Origin of the sequence: Actinoplanes awajinensis subsp. mycoplanecinus (genome assembly GCF_001509495.1) — a bacterium.
GTDB lineage: Bacteria > Actinomycetota > Actinomycetes > Mycobacteriales > Micromonosporaceae > Actinoplanes > Actinoplanes palleronii.
Map to the genome: position 1 here is coordinate 160895 of NZ_LLZH01000294.1, position 14971 is coordinate 175865.

Here is a 14971-nt window from a genome sequence, read left to right on the forward strand (position 1 = left end):
GCCCGCCCCGTCGTGGGCAACGCCGCGGTCAGGGCCGCATCTCGTACGCGCCGACCAGCGACAGCACCTGCTCCCACACGGCAGCGGTACGCGCCTCGTCGGCAACCGGCCGCAGCACCTGCCCGAGCGCCCACGCCGCCTGCTCGTCGGTGGTCGCGGTCTTGCCGTGCAGGTCGGTCGCGTACTGCGCGAAGTCCCGCACCAGCACCGCGAAGATCTCGTCGAGCAGCACCTGATCAAGACCGGTCAGCTCGGCCTGCTCCAGGATCAGGTGGCCGTAGACGACCAGCGCGAACAGCTGCCCGACCGAGAGCAGGAAGTCCAGGTCCTTCTGCTGCTCCTCGCTGGGCGCGTGCTGGAGCAGCAGCATGCACAGCCCGTCGGCCTGCTGCCGGAACCGCGCCACGTTCGGCACCCCGGCGGACCGGTCATACGCGGCCCGCCAGTCGTGGAACCGGATCGCACCGAGCCCGCGAGCCGGACCCTGCCTGAACAGGAACTCGTCGTCGGCCGGGTCGTGCCGGGTCGGCACCGGCTCGAAGGAGGCCGCGTTGAACAGGTAGTTCGGCATGAACTTGAGGATCAGCGCCAGGTTGACGTGCACCGTGCCCTCGAGCTTCGGCAGGCCGCGGATGTCCATCGCCGCCTTGTCGAAATACGTGTCGGTCTCGAAGCCCTTGGCCGCGATCACGTCCCACATCAGGTCGATGACCCGCTCGCCCTCGGTGGTCACCTTCATCTTGGTCATCGGGTTGAAGAGCAGGTAGCGCCGGTCGTCCGGGCCGGCCGAGCGGAAGTAGTCGACGGCCCGGTCACTGAACAGCTTCATCGCGACCAGCCGCACGTACGCGTCGGCGAGCTCCCTGCGCACGTGCGGGAACGCGGTGACCGGCTTGCCGTAGAGCATCCGGCGGTGCGCGTGGGTGACCGCCTCGTACATGGCGTGCTCGCAGATGCCGATCGCGGCGGTGCACAGGTTGAACTTGCCGACGTTGACGGTGTTCAGCGCGGCGTCGAACGCGGCCCGCCCGGTGTGCAGCACGTCCTGCTCGCCGACCGGGTAGTCGCGCAGCTCGAACGTGCTGACGTACATCTGCTTGTTCACGACGTTCTTGATCAGGTGGTAGTTCTCGTGCCGGCTGTCGGCGGCGAAGAAGACGTACCCCTCGGGTCCCTCGACGTCGGCCCGGCGGCCGAAGACGGACACCAGCCCGGCGACGTTGCCGTTGCCGATGTAGTACTTGGTGCCGGTGGCGGTGAAGCCGCCGTCGCCGGTCGGGGTGAGCACCATGTCGGTCGCGTAGATGTCCGCGCCGTGGCTGCGCTCGGAGAGCGCGAACGCCATCACGTGCCCGTCGTCGAGCAGCCGCGCCGCGCGCTCGCGCACCGCACCGTTGCCGCTCTGCCAGACCGGGCCGAGGCCGAGCACGGTGACCTGCCAGACGTACCAGTAGTCCAGGCCGTAGAAGCCGAGGATCTCGCTGAGCGCGGCGTTGCGGGCGGTGTCCCAGCGTTTGTCCGGGTTGCCGTCCGCGTCGGCGGCCGGGGTCATGAACGTGGTGAACAGCCCTTCCTTCGCCGCGAAGGCCAGGAAGTCGTCGTACCAGGTCCGGTTGACGTAGCGCTCGACGAGCGCCTTCTTGCCACGCTCCTCGAAGAAGCCGACGGTGGCGCGCAGCAGACGGCGGCTCTCGGCGTCCAGGTGCGCGGGGTCGTATGTATCGGGGTTGAACAGCACTGTTCAGGCTTCCTTCCGGAGTTCGGTGAGTACCTCGTCGAGCCAGTCGAGCAGCATCCGCTCATAGGCGATGCCGCCGCGCAGCACGACGTGCTGGAGCCGCTGGCCGGTGGTCGGTGCCGCGTCGTCCGGGAAATCCCGCTTCTCGCCGGCCAGGTAGCGGGTGAGCAACTCCTCGTGCTCGGCGCGGTACCGCTCCACCTCGCCGATCAGCGCGGCCCGCCCGGCGGGGTCGTCGAACGCCGCGCCGCGCACCTTGACTGCCAGGTCGTGCCGGACCGCCTCGGGCTGCACCGGTTGGCGCAGCCACGCGGCCAGCACGTCCCGGCCGGTGTCCGAGACCGAGAACGTGCGTTTGTCCGGCCGGCCGTCCTGCCCGACCTCGAGGGCGACGACCCAGTCGTCGGTCTCCATCCGCTTCAGCACCCGGTAGATCTGCTGGTGGGTGGCGGTCCAGAACCGGCCGATGGACCGCTCGAACCGGCGGGCCAGCTCGTATCCACTTCCGGGCTGCTCCAGCAGGGAGACCAGGATCGCGTGCTCCAGCGCCATGCCCGGATTCTGCTATGCAACTCGTTGCATAGCAAGCCGTCGGCTCAGCAGTCCCGTTTCCAGGCCCGCCGCGCCGCGGTCGCCTCAACGAGTGCCGTCAGCAGGGGCAGGGCCTTCTCGGCCGCGACCCGCCCGGCCTGTTCGAACTCCGGGATGCGGGACAGCTCCCAGAACGCGTACTCGTCCACCTGCGGGCACAGCACCAGGTCGGCGTCCTCGGCCAGCCGGTCGGTGCCGCCCGGTTGCAGGGTGCTGACCGCGACCATGATGTGCAGCAACGTGGTCGGCGGGCGGCGCGGCAGCGGCCCGGACACGTCCACCGCGACCACGATGTCGGCGCCCAGCCGACGGGCGGCGGCGGCCGGGACCATGTTCACGATGCCGCCGTCGACCAGCAGGCCGCCGTCCCGTTCGATCGGCGGGAACACGCCCGGGATGGCCGCGCTGGCCATCACCGCGGACGCCACCGGCCCCTCGGTCATCACCACTTCCTGCCCGGTGGTGAGCTCGCAGGCCACCGCGGCGAACGGCAGTTTCAGCCCGGCGAAGTCCACCCCGCCGAGCGCGTCGTCCAGGAACGCGCCGAGCTTGCTGGTCTCGAACAGCGCCTTGCGGGTCCGGCCCGGCCGCACCAGCCGCGCCCAGCGCAGCGCCTGCGCCAGCTGGATGATCTCGTCCGGCCGTTTGCCGGCCGCGTACAGCGCGCCGACCAGGGCGCCGGCGCTGGTCCCGGTCACCACGGCCGGCTCCAGGCCCGCGCCGACCAGGGCGTCGAGGACCCCGATGTGCGCCGCGCCGCGGACCGCGCCGCCGCCCAGCGCCAGACCGATCCGGATCGGCTCGTCGTTTTCGCTCACGCCCACACCCTGAGCCTGCCGCCTCCTCCGGCACAAGCGCCGGAGAACCAGATCACCCCAAGCTACGTGTGAAGTTACGGCGCGCTCCGCACCGAAAAACCCCACGCAACACCCCACCCACCGCTACGTGTGAAGTTACGGCGCGCTCCGCACCGAAAATCCCCACGCAACAACCAGCCCGGCGCGCTCCGCACCGAAAAACCCCACGCAACGCCCCACCCACCGCAACGTGTGAAGTTACGGCGCGCTCCGCACCGAAAATCCCCACGCAACGACCCTCAGGCGGGTTTGATCTCGACGGGGATGCCGTTGAGGACCGCGTTGCCGGAGAGCGGGTCGATCACCAGCTCATCGGTGAGGACGTTCGAGTTCACCCCGGGATGCGCGGCCGCGACCGACATCCGCACACCCGGCAGGTCGTGCCCCCACCCGTGCGGCAGGCTGACCACCCCGGGCATCACCCGGTCGGTCACCTCGACCGTCGCCGACAGCGACCCGGCCCGCGACGTCACCGCGGCCGGCGCGCCGTCGGTCAGGGCCAGCCCGGCCGCGTCCGCCGGGTGGATCTGCAGCGTGCAGCGGTCCCGGCCCTTCACCAGCGCCGGCACGTTGTGCATCCAGCTGTTGTTGGACCGCAGGTGCCGCCGGCCGATCAGCACCAGGCCGGGGCGCGGCCGGTCCAGCGCGTCGCGCAGCCGGGTCACCTCGGCGATCAGCGGCGGCGCGGCCAGCTCGACCAGGCCGCTCGGCGTCTTCAGCACCTCCGGGATCCGGGACTGCAGCGGGCCGAGGTCGATCCCGTGCGGGGCGGCGAGCAGGCGGTCCAGCGAGAGGCCGTCCGGCACGGCGCCGAACCGGTCACCGTACGCACCGGTCCGCAACGCCACGTCGAGGAGCCGCTCGGCCGGGCCGTCCCCGGAGACCTGACTCCTCGATGCGGCCGCGTCGCCGGAGAAAGCCCGGCTGAGCGCCTGCTCCAGCAGCCGCTCGTGCACCAGCGCGGGATCGGCCTCCGCGCCCTGGCCGGAAATGATCAGGATGAGGCGGGCCAGGATGTCGCACTCGTCCATCCCGTCCGGGCCGGGCGGCAGCACCGGCGGCGAGTAGGCCACGAAGTTGCGCACGGCCAGGGCCAGGAACGAGAAGTCGTAGTGTCCCTTCCGGAGCGCGTCCAGCGGCGGCAGGATCACGTCGGCGTGCCGGGTGGTCTCGTTCAGGTAGGGGTCGACGCTCACCATGAAGTCGAGCCCGTCCAGCGCGCGGGCCAGGCGGTCGCTGTTCGGGGTGGACAGCACCGGGTTGCCGGCCACCGTCAGGAACGCCCGGACCTGCCCCTCCCCCGGCGTCTCGATCTCGTCGGCGAGCGTGGCGACCGGCAGCTCGCCCTTCACCTCGGGCAGCCCGCGGACCCGGCTGTGCCAGCGCCCGGTGCTGAACCCGCGGCCGCCCGGCTGCGCGTTCGGCCGCAGGTGCGCGGCGAGCGGGAACATCACGCCGCCGGGGCGGTCCAGGTTGCCGGTGAGCACGTTGACCACGTCGACGAGCCAGCTGGTCAGGGTGCCGAACTCGACGGTGCAGGTGCCGATCCGGCCGTACACCGCGGCGGTGGGCGCGGCGGCGAGCTCGCGGGCCAGTCCGCGGATCCGGTCCGCGGGCACGTCACAGACCGCGGTGACCCGCTCCGGACCGAAGGCCGCGGCCAGACCGCGCAATTCTTCAACCCCATTGATGTACGGCGTGAGCCGTCCGAGATCGATCAGCTCTTCCGCGAACAGCGTGTGCACGATCCCGAAGAGCAGGTACGCGTCCGTGCCGGGCCGGATGAACAGGTGCTCGTCGGCGTGCTCGGCGGTCCGGGTGCGGCGCGGGTCCACCACGACGAACCGGCCGCCGCGCGCCTGGATCGCCCGGAGCCGCCCGGGGAAGTCGGCCGCGGTGGCCAGGCTCCCGTTCGACTCCCACGGGTTGGCGCCGAGCATCAGCAGGTAGTCGGTGCGGTCCAGGTCGGGCACCGGGATGGCCAGGGGGTTGCCGTAGAGGTAGCCGCAGGACACGTGCTTGGGCATCTGGTCGACGGTGCTCGCCGAGAAGATGTTGCGGGTGCCGAGCGCTTTGAGCAGCGGCGTGACGTAGAGGCCGCCGGCCATCGTGTGCACGTTCGGATTGCCCAGGTACGCCGCGACGGCCTGCGGTCCGTACCCCGCAATGATCGGCCGGAGGCCGGCCTCGACCGCCGCGAACGCCTCGGGCCAGGAGACCTCCTCGTGCCGGCCACCTCGGCGGATCATCGGACGGCGCAGCCGGTCCGGATCGTCGGAGAGCCGGCCGAACGTGGCGCCCTTCGGACACAGGAAACCGTGACTGAAGACATGGTCACGATCGCCGCGGACGCTGGTCACGACGTCGTCGGCGACGGTCAGTTCCAGGCCGCAGGCGGCCTCGCAGAGCGGACAGGTGCGGTACGCGGTGCGGTTCACGCCGGCCATGACGTCTCACCAGCCTCCCGGTAGGTTACCGAGCAGTATCCGTCATATTCCGCGTCGTGGTCAGCCCAGTGGCGCGGTGCTCTCCCGGGTGATCAGCCGGCCCGGCACGGTCTCGACGCCGGTGCCCAGCGTGCCGCCGATCGCGGCGAACAGCCGTTGCGCGGCGATCCGGCCGAGCTCCTCGAGGTTCATGTCGACGGTGGTCAGCGGCGGGCGGGCGTTGGCGGCCAGGATCGTCCAGTTGTCGTAGCCGATCACCGCGACCTGCGACGGCACGTCCCGGCCCGCTTCGTGCAGCACGTCGAGGACACCGCGGGCGATCTCGTCGGAGCCCGCGAAGATCGCGTCAACGTCCGGGCAGCGGTCCAGCAGCAGCCGGGTGGCGCCGCGGCCCCACGCCTCGGACCACATGCCGAACCAGACCTCGCCGCCGGCCAGCTCCAGGCCGGCCTCGGCGAGCCGGGCCTGCGCGCCCCGGGCCCGGTCCTGGGCGGCGCTGTACCCCGGGTCGCCGGTGATGTGCGCGATCCGCCGGCGGCCGCAGCGGATCAGGTGGTCGACCGCCAGCCGGCCACCGTCCACGTTGTCGGTGACCAGCGAGAGGTCGGCCGGGTCGTCGGACGGCGAGTACGCGTAGACCACCGGCACCGGCAGGTTGCGCCCGAGCGACGGCCGGGTGTCCGGCCGGGCGCCGACCACGATCAGCCCGTCCACCCGGCGGGACAGCAGGGCCCGCAGGTGGTGGCGTTCGCGGATGGTGTCGCCGCGGGCGTCGCAGAGGAACACCGAGGTCTGGTCGGAGCCGAACGCGTCCTCGGCGCCCATCAGGATCGGGATCGAGAACCGGCCCTCGAGGTCCGAGGTGAGCAGGCCGACAGTGCCGCTGCGCTGCGTGATCAGGCCCTGGGCCAGGGTGTTCGGCGAGAAGGAGAGCTGCTCGGCGGCCTGGACCACCCGGGCCCGGGTCTCCGCGCGCACCTGCTGCTTGCCGTTGAGCGCCTTGGACGCGGTGGCCACCGAGACACCGGCGAGCCGGGCCACGTCGCGCAGGGTGACCGCGCGGCCGGTGGCCGTCCCGTTCGTCGACTCCACGCCGCGCCTCCGTTCCCGGCGATTCTCGGACGGCAGCGCGCCGCCTGTCGAATCCCTTGACAACAAAATCACCCCGGCATTACGTTTCTGAAAACCTTTTCGGTCGACCGAAAAGGTCCTCAGTGCACGCTTCCTGCTGCTCAGATCTTCATCGAGCCTAGTACACGCGATCGGCCACCCCGAAACACACTCCGAAACGTCGGATTCGAGGAGGACCACTGTGAGGAAAAGGACATACCGCATTTACCGCAGAACCGTCGCGACCGTGGCGGCCCTGGGACTGATGGCCGGCCCGGCCGCCTGCAGCTCCGGCCCGGACGAGACGGCCTCCGCGGGCCCGGCCACCGCCGAGGGCACCGACGACGGCGCCCAGCTGAGCCTGTGGACCCGCGCGCCGCTGGAACTGCAGGCCAAGGCGCTGGTCACCGCGTACAACGCGAGCCACAAGAACCAGGTCAGCCTGACCATCGTGCCGAACGACGACTACGTCGCGAAGGTCGGTGCGGCGGCCGGCAGCGGTGACCTGCCCGACCTGTTCGCCGCCGACATCGTCTACGTGCCGAACTGGACCAAGGCGGGGCTGTTCGCCGACCTGACCGACCGGATCAAGCTGCTGCCGTACGCCGACAAGATCAACCAGGGACACCTGGCGGCCGGCACCTACGAGAACAAGCAGTACGTGCTGCCGTTCGTCCTCGACCTCTCGGTGATCTTCTACAACAAGAAGCTCTATAAGGAAGCCGGCCTCGACCCGGAGAAGGGACCGGCCACCCTCGACGAGTTCAAGCAGCAGGCCCTGGCCGTGCAGAAGCTCGGCAAGCCGGGTGTGCACGGCACCTACTTCGGCGGCAACTGCGGCGGTTGCAACGTCTTCACCTGGTTCCCGATGGTGTGGGCGTCCGGCGCCGAGGTGATGAACGCCGAGGGCACCTCGTCGCTGCTCGACGGCCCGGCCGCCCAGCAGGTGTATCGCACCTGGCGGGAGCTGCAGGACGGCGGGGCGATCGCGCCCGGTTCCAAGGACGAGACCGGCGCCACCTGGGTCGCGGCCTTCCAGGAGGGCAAGATCGGCGTGATGCCGTACCCGGCGACGCTGCTGAAGACCGCGTCCAAGACGGTCGACGTGGGCGTGGTGCCGATCCCGGGCGCGACCGGCGGCGCCTCCACCTTCGTCGGCGGCGACGGCATCGGCGTCTCCAAGGACTCCAAGAAAGCCGATCAGGCCTGCAACTTCCTGTCCTGGCTCACCTCGGAGGCGGCCCAGGTCGACGTGCTCGCCGCGAACGACAGCACGGTCGCCCGCACCGACCTGGCCGACAACAAGTACGCCGCGAAGGACCCGCGGGTCGCCACGATCAACAAGGTCGCCGCGTCCCCGCAGAGCAAGACGCCGTTCGCGGTCAACTTCCAGCAGGCCTTCAACGCACCGGGCAGTCCCTGGGTCACGCTGCTGCGCAACCAGGTCTACGGCGATGCCGGGGCGCTGGCGAAGGACAACGCGGCCGTCACCGACGTACTCGGGCAGTAGTGACCGCGCGGCGCCGGGACCACCCGGCGCCGCGCGAGAAGCCCGCGCGGGAAGAAAGCCGGACCACGAACCCGGCACCGCGCCCGGTCCGAAGGGAATCGACAACCATGACCACCATCCTGTCCGCGCCGCCGGCGCGGCCCGGCGCACCGCCGCACACCAGGCGACGCCGGCGCCGGGAGATCCACGGCTGGGCGTACGCCACGCCGAGCGCCCTGCTGGTCGGCGTCTTCTTCGTCGTGCCGGTGCTGCTGGTCGTCCGGATGTCGCTCTCCGACTGGGGACTGTTCGCCGGTGACCGCGGCTGGAACGCCCCGGAGAACTTCACCGACGCCGTCGACGACCGGCTGTTCTGGCCAGCAGTCGGTTTCACCGTCAAGTACACGCTGGTCACCACGGTGATCCTGCTCGGCCTGGCACTCGGGCTGGCCCTGGTGGTGCAGGAGTCGAACCGGTGGACCGGTTTCCTGCGCACCTCGATCCTGGTGCCCAGCGCGCTCGGCCTGGCCTCCGCGTCGCTGCTGTTCTACGCGCTCTACTCGCCGCAGAGCGGCCTGTTCGGCGAGGTGTCGTTCCTCGGCACGCCGACCCGCGCGCTCTGGTCCACCGTCGCGCTGATCGTCTGGCGGTTCGCCGGTTTCTACATGGTGCTGCTGCTCGTCGGCCTGCAGGCGATCCCCGGCGAGGTGTACGAGGCGGCCCGCCTGGACGGCGCGAACCGGCTGCAGACGTTCCGGCACGTCACCCTGCCGCTGATCCGCCCGTCGCTGGCGCTCTGCACGATCCTCTGCGTCACCGGCTCGATGCTCGCGTTCGACCAGTTCTACATCCTGACCAAGGGCGGGCCGGACAACAGCACGATCACCGTCGTCCAGCTGATCTACAACGCGGCGTTCGCCGGCCGCAACAACCTGGGCCTGGCCGCCGCGCTGTCCATCATCCTGCTCGGCGCGCTGCTGGTGCTGAACCTCGCGCAGTTCCGCTGGCTGCGCTCGAAGGAGGACTGAGGTGGCGCTGTTCCGGCGTACCCCGTACTACGTGCTCACCGGCGGGCTCGCGGTGATCTTCCTGTTCCCGCTGGTCTGGGCGGCGACGGCGTCGGTGTCGCCGCACGCCGGCACCGCGCAGACGCACGGCTGGGGCCTGGCCAACTACGTCACGCTGGCCAACTACCAGGCCGGTGTCGGGCGGTACCTGCTGAACTCGGCGATCGTCTCCGGGCTGACCGTGCTGGTCACCCTGCTCGCCTCGGTGCTCGGCGGGTACGCGTTCGCGACGTACCGGTTCCCCGGCCGCAACGTGCTGTTCCTGCTCATCCTGGCGATCCTGATGGTCCCGTACGCGACCCTGCTGATCCCGCTCTACGTCCTGCTCAACCAGCTCGGCCTGCAGAACTCGCTGGCCGGCCTGGCCCTGGTGCTGAGCATGTTCCAGCTGCCGTTCGCCACGTTCCTGATGCGGATCTCGTTCGAGGCGGTGCCGGCCGAGTTGCGCGAAGCCGCCCTGATCGACGGCTGCGGCTCGGTCCGCGCGCTGTGGCACGTGCTGCTGCCCGCGGTGAAACCCGGCCTGATCACGGTGGGCCTGTTCGCGTTCCTGGCCGCCTGGAACGACTTCATCACCCCGCTCGTGCTGATCAGCGACTCCGGGAAGCTGCCGTTGCCGCTCGCCGTCGCGAACATGCGCCAGCAGGTGATGGGCATCGTCGACTACGGCGCGACCGAGGCCGGCGTGGTCGTCCTGGCGCTGCCCTGCGTGCTGCTCTTCCTCGCCCTCCAGCGGTACTACGTCCGCGGGTTCATGTCCGGCGCTCTCAAAGGTTGATCACGTGACGATCGATGAAACCCTGTCCATGACCGCCACCGGCACGCCCGCGGCACCCCGCAGCGGCCGGTTGCGCCCGCTGAGCCTGCGCGAGGTGACCCTGCGCGACGGGTTCTGGCAACGCCGGCAGCAGGTCAACCGGAACACCTCGCTCGCGCACATCGAGCACTGGATCGAACGGACCGGGTGGCTGGCCAACTTCACCGTGGCGCCGGAGTCCCGCCGGGGCCGGGAGTTCTCGGACAGCGAGATCTACAAGCTGCTCGAGGCGATGGCCTGGGAGCTCGGCCGCGAACCCGACCCCGGCCTGCGGGCGCGCTACGACCGGATCGTGGCCGTGGTGGCCGCCGCCCAGCTGCCGGACGGATATCTCAACACCCGGTTCGGCCGGGCCGGGCAGCCGCCGCGCTGGTCCGATCTGGAGTGGGGTCACGAGCTGTACTGCCTCGGCCACCTGATCCAGGCCGCGGTGGCCCGGGCCCGCACCGGCCACCCGGACGACCTGCTGGTGCTCGTCGCGCGGCGGGCCGCCGACCTGGTCTGCGAGGTGTTCGCGGACGCCGGGGTGTGCGGGCACGCCGAGATCGAGCCGGCCCTGGTCGAGCTGTACCGGGTCACCGGCGAGCGGCGCTACCTGGAGCAGGCCCGGCTGTTCGTGGAGCGGCGCGGGAACCAGGTGCTCGACGACATCGAGTTCGGCCGGTCGTACTTCCAGGACGACGTGCCGGTCCGGGACGCCGAGGTGCTGCGCGGGCACGCGGTACGGGCGGTCTATCTCGCGGCCGGCACCGTCGACGTGGCGGTGGAGACCGGCGACGACGAGCTGCTGGCCGCGGTGGTCCGGCAGTGGCGCGCCGCGGTGAGCCGGCGGACGTACCTCACCGGCGGGATCGGCTCGCGGCACCAGGACGAGGCGTTCGGCGACGACTTCGTGCTGCCGCCGGACCGGGCGTACTCGGAGACCTGCGCCGGGGTCGGCTCGGTGATGCTGGCCTGGCGGCTGCTGCTCGCCGAGGGCGACCCGCGGTACGCCGACCTGATCGAGCGGATCCTGTTCAACGTGATCGCGACGTCGCCGTCCGACGACGGCACCCGGTTCTTCTACACCAACACCCTGCACCAGCGGGTCCTCGGCACCGAGCCGGGCGCCGACACCCAGGTCCCGCGGGCCGCGTCGACGCTGCGGGCGCCCTGGTTCGAGGTGTCCTGCTGCCCGACGAACCTGGCCCGGACGTTCGCGGCGCTGACCGCGTACATCGCCACCACCGACGACGACGGGGTGCAGCTGCACCAGTACACCGCGGCCGACGTGGGCGTGACGCTGCCCGACGACCGGCGCGTCGGGTTCCGCGTCGACACCGACTACCCGGCGACCGGGCGGATCACCGTCCGGATCACCGAGTCGCCCGGCACCCCGTGGACCCTGACCCTGCGCATCCCACCCTGGGCGACCGGGGCCACCCTGATGACCAGCGACGGCGGCGTGACCGAGGTCGCGCCCGGCTCGGCCCGCCTGCGCCGCGTCTTCACCCCCGGTGAGCTGGTGATCCTCGACCTGCCGCTGCACCCGCGCCTGACCGTCGCCGATCCGCGTGTCGACGCGGTCCGCGGGTGCGCCGCGGTGGAACGCGGGCCGATCGTCTACTGCGCCGAGTCGGTCGACCTGCCCGCCGGCGTCGCCCTGGACGCCCTGCGCCTGACCCCGTCGCTCACCGACACCCCCGGCGCGGTCCTCGCCACCTGCGAGGTCACCGCGCTCCCGGACGAGAACTGGCCGTATTCCGGCACACCGTCCCCGCTCCCGGCCCGCCGCTCCCCGGTCACCGCGGTCATCCCGCTGCGCCCTTACCACTCGTGGGCCGGTCGCGGTCCGTCGACCATGCGGGTCTGGATCCCGATCAAAACCCTTTCCGGTACGACCTGAGCACACCGCCCGTGGCTACCGGTCACGCGACGCCCGCCGCACCCCGGACCGCGACGCGGCTCCCGACCCCGGCTGGTGCTGAGGGTCGTCTCCGAGGGCCGGAGACAACCCTCAGCACCAGCTGAGCCCCGCATTCGTGCCACGCTCGCCGGATCGTCCCCCGGTGCCGGTGCGGGTTGAGAAGACTTCCCCCCGTACCGCCGATCACTCACGGGGAGAACCGCACATGAAGCTGAACCGACTGACCGCCGTCGCTGCCGCCGCCGCCCTGGCCCTCACCGGGCTGGTCGCCACGACGGCGCCGGCCCAGGCCGCCGCGGCCAAGCCGGCGCTCGTCATCGACTACGGCCACCACAAGGTCAAGGTCAAGCCGAAGGCGATCTACCCCTTCAAGGACCTCTACTTCACCGGCATCCACTGGACGTCGCTGACCTCGACCACCGGGTACGCCACCGCGACGCAGAACGTCAACACCTGCATCCCGTCCTGCGCCGACGCGAACTACAAGCGCACCAAGGTCAAGCTGAAGTTCACCAAGGTCAAGCTCTCCGACTGCCGCCGGGTCTTCAGCCGCGTCACGGTCACCCAGGTGAAGTCGAAGAAGGTCGCCACCCACACCCTCCCGGTCTTCGCCAAGAAGGGCTGCTGACCGGTACCGGGTTCCCGGCCGGCGCTCAGGGGTGTCTCGGAGGGCTCGAGGCACCCCTGAGAGCCGGCCGGGGTCAGACGGTGGTGGCCGGGATGCCGGCCGTGCGGGTCAGGTCGTGGCCGATGTCGGCGGCGGTGCGGAGCAGCTTCGGCAGGTGGTCGTCGAGCAGGGTCTCGACCGAGGTCTCCGCGGCGTGCACCGTCACGTTCAGCGCGGCGACCACCCGGCCCTCGCCGTCGCGCACGCCGGTCGCGACCGAGCGGATGCCCGGCGCCAGGTCCTGGTCGGCCAGGGCCCAGCCCTTCGCGCGGACCTCGCGCAGCGCGGTCTCCAACTCGGCGGGTGACGGCTGCCGGCGCGGGGTGATCCCGGAGCGGGACGCCTCGGCCACCACGCCGGCCACGGTCGCCGGTGGCAGGGCCGCCAGCAGGACCTTGCCCATCGAGGTCGCGGCGGCCGGGAACCGGGTGCCGATGGTCACCGCGAGCGTGACGATCTTCGGGACGGCCACCCGCGCCACGTAGACGATGTCGCTGCCGTCCATCTGGGCCATCGACGTCGACTCGCCGGTCTGCGCGACCAGCTTCTCCATGTGCGGGCGGGCCACGTCCCACAGGCTCAGCGAGTGCACGTACGCCATGCCGAGGTCGAGCACCCGCGGGGTCAGCGCGTACCCGCGGCCGGCGCCGCGCACGTAGCCGAGCGTCTCCAGGGTGATCAGGATCCGCCGCACGGTCGGCCGGGCCAGCCCGGTCAGGCCGGCGATCTCACTCAGCGTCATCGACGGCGTGCCGGACCGGAAGGCGCGCAGGACGTCGAGGCCGCGCGCGAGCGCCTCGATGAAGTCGGGACCCGCGCCCCTTCCGGTGTCAGTCATCGGCTCAATGCTTCCACTGCGCCGATCCCGCGTCGTAGTCGGTGTACTGGTACGGGTTGTCGAACAGCTCGGCCGGCGGGACCTCGGGGTTCATCCCCCGCTTCCACGCCTCTTCACCCAGCGTCTCGCGCAGGTGATCGACGGTCGCCGCCACCTTGGCGCGGGCCGTGGCGAGATCGGCATCGACGAGCTTGCCGTCCCGTTTGACCACCCGGCCGCCGACCAGCACGGTGTGCACGTCGCCGCGCTGCGCCTGGAACGCCACGTGCCCGTACGCGTTGAGGATCGGGAACATCACCGGCGAGTCGTCGTTGCGCAGCAGCACCACGTCGGCCAGCCGGCCCGGGGTCAGCGCGCCGACCTCCGAGTCCATCCCGAGCGCCTTGGCGCCGCCGCGGGTGGCCCAGTCGACGACGTGCTCGGCCCGCAGGTGGTGGTTCGTGACCGTCTCCTGCTTCCCGTGCGCCTCCAGGTGCTCGCGGGACCGGTCGGCGCTGAGCGTGGTGCGCATCGCCGAGAACAGGTCGCCGCTCCACCACACGCTGGTGTCCATCGAGAGCGACACCGGAATGCCGTGCTTGCGCAGCTGCCAGGTGGGCGGGTAACCCTGCCCGGCGCTCTGCTCGCTCTCGGTGGAGACCGAGACCGAGCCGCCGGTGGCCGCGATCCGATGGTACGAGTCGCTGCTCAGGGTGGCCGCGTGCACGTAGACGGTGCCCGGGGTCATGAAGCCGTTCTCGTACATCAGCCGGATGCCGTCGTCGTTGGTGGCGCCCCACACCCCGGCGTGCGTGGTGACCGGGACGCCCAGCTCACGGGCCACCTCGAAGGCCGCCTTCTCCGGGAACGCCGGGTCGCCGGTGACGTCGAAGGCGAGCTGGAACCCGGCCAGCTTGCCGTTCGCGATCCGGCGCCGGTGGAAGTCGCGGAACCCGTCGGAGGTGGTCCACTCCCACGGGCCCTGCTGGATGTTGCCGTAGGCGAGCACGAACCGGCCGGGCACCGCCTCGAGCGCGTCCACCGCGGCGTCCGCGTGCTGCGGGGTCTGCAGGCCGTGCGACCAGTCGACGGTGGTGGTCACCCCGGCGTCGATCGCCTCGATCGCGGAGAGCAGGTTGCCGGCGTAGACGTCCTCCGGGCGGAACAGTTTGCCGGACTCCAGGTAGTACCAGACGAAATACTGGCTCAGGGTCCAGTCGGCGCCGTACCCGCGCATCGCCGTCTGCCACATGTGCCGGTGGGTGTCGATCATGCCGGGCATCAGGATGCCGCCGGTGGCGTCGATCTCCTCGGCGTCGTCCGGGGCGGTCAGGCCGACCCCGACCTCGGCGATCCGGTCGCCGACCACGAGCACGTCGGCGCCGGGGAGCACCGTGTGCGCGTCGTCCATGGTGAGTACCAGTCCGTTGCGGAAGATAACGCTCATGGTCACCTCAAATTCGGA

Annotated in this window: 12 protein-coding genes; 5 read left to right on the forward strand and 7 right to left on the reverse strand. The window is 71.2% G+C overall.

All coding sequences use genetic code 11. The annotated features are described in order from the left end of the window. Positions 1-28: 28 nt before the first annotated feature. The 5 genes from ADL15_RS34070 to ADL15_RS34090 form a co-directional block, all read right to left on the reverse strand. Positions 29-1738, reverse strand: a complete 1710-nt coding sequence (locus ADL15_RS34070; protein ID WP_067699729.1) for an acyl-CoA dehydrogenase family protein — start codon at positions 1736-1738, stop codon at positions 29-31. Between the two features lie 3 nt (positions 1739-1741). After that, the gene (locus tag ADL15_RS34075; protein WP_067699731.1) at positions 1742-2290 is read right to left on the reverse strand and encodes a PadR family transcriptional regulator; all 549 of its coding nucleotides are present in this window, start codon (positions 2288-2290) and stop codon (positions 1742-1744) included. A 44-nt stretch (positions 2291-2334) separates the two neighbouring features. Then, positions 2335-3147 carry a patatin-like phospholipase family protein gene (locus ADL15_RS34080; protein ID WP_067699852.1) on the reverse strand — a complete coding sequence of 271 codons (813 nt, stop codon included), beginning with the start codon at positions 3145-3147 and terminating at the stop codon, positions 2335-2337. A 278-nt stretch (positions 3148-3425) separates the two neighbouring features. Beyond that, positions 3426-5633 carry a molybdopterin oxidoreductase family protein gene (locus ADL15_RS34085; protein WP_067699732.1) on the reverse strand — a complete coding sequence of 736 codons (2208 nt, stop codon included), beginning with the start codon at positions 5631-5633 and terminating at the stop codon, positions 3426-3428. A 60-nt stretch (positions 5634-5693) separates the two neighbouring features. Beyond that, positions 5694-6725 carry a LacI family DNA-binding transcriptional regulator gene (locus ADL15_RS34090; protein ID WP_067699733.1) on the reverse strand — a complete coding sequence of 344 codons (1032 nt, stop codon included), beginning with the start codon at positions 6723-6725 and terminating at the stop codon, positions 5694-5696. 265 nt (positions 6726-6990) lie between these two features. Between ADL15_RS34090 and ADL15_RS34095 the strand changes: the two genes are divergently transcribed. The 5 genes from ADL15_RS34095 to ADL15_RS34115 all read left to right on the forward strand — a co-directional run bounded on the left by ADL15_RS34095 (position 6991) and on the right by ADL15_RS34115 (position 12650). Further along, positions 6991-8253 carry an ABC transporter substrate-binding protein gene (locus tag ADL15_RS34095; protein ID WP_232344728.1) on the forward strand — a complete coding sequence of 421 codons (1263 nt, stop codon included), beginning with the start codon at positions 6991-6993 and terminating at the stop codon, positions 8251-8253. Between the two features lie 107 nt (positions 8254-8360). Continuing rightward, positions 8361-9260, forward strand: coding sequence for a carbohydrate ABC transporter permease (locus ADL15_RS34100; protein WP_067699742.1), 900 nt, complete (start codon positions 8361-8363; stop codon positions 9258-9260). Between the two features lies 1 nt (position 9261). Beyond that, on the forward strand, positions 9262-10077 hold the full coding sequence (locus ADL15_RS34105) for a carbohydrate ABC transporter permease (protein ID WP_067699744.1): 816 nt from the start codon (positions 9262-9264) through the stop codon (positions 10075-10077). A 4-nt stretch (positions 10078-10081) separates the two neighbouring features. Further along, on the forward strand, positions 10082-12001 hold the full coding sequence (locus ADL15_RS34110) for a glycoside hydrolase family 127 protein (protein ID WP_232344729.1): 1920 nt from the start codon (positions 10082-10084) through the stop codon (positions 11999-12001). 226 nt (positions 12002-12227) lie between these two features. After that, the gene (locus ADL15_RS34115; RefSeq protein WP_067699746.1) at positions 12228-12650 is read left to right on the forward strand and encodes a hypothetical protein; all 423 of its coding nucleotides are present in this window, start codon (positions 12228-12230) and stop codon (positions 12648-12650) included. 73 nt (positions 12651-12723) lie between these two features. On the opposite strand, the gene ADL15_RS34120 is transcribed toward ADL15_RS34115, so the two are convergent. After that, positions 12724-13527 carry an IclR family transcriptional regulator domain-containing protein gene (locus tag ADL15_RS34120; protein ID WP_067699749.1) on the reverse strand — a complete coding sequence of 268 codons (804 nt, stop codon included), beginning with the start codon at positions 13525-13527 and terminating at the stop codon, positions 12724-12726. 4 nt (positions 13528-13531) lie between these two features. Continuing rightward, entirely contained in the window at positions 13532-14953 is a 1422-nt protein-coding gene (locus ADL15_RS34125; RefSeq protein WP_198171128.1) for an amidohydrolase family protein, read from the reverse strand. Between the last annotated feature and the right edge of the window lie 18 nt (positions 14954-14971).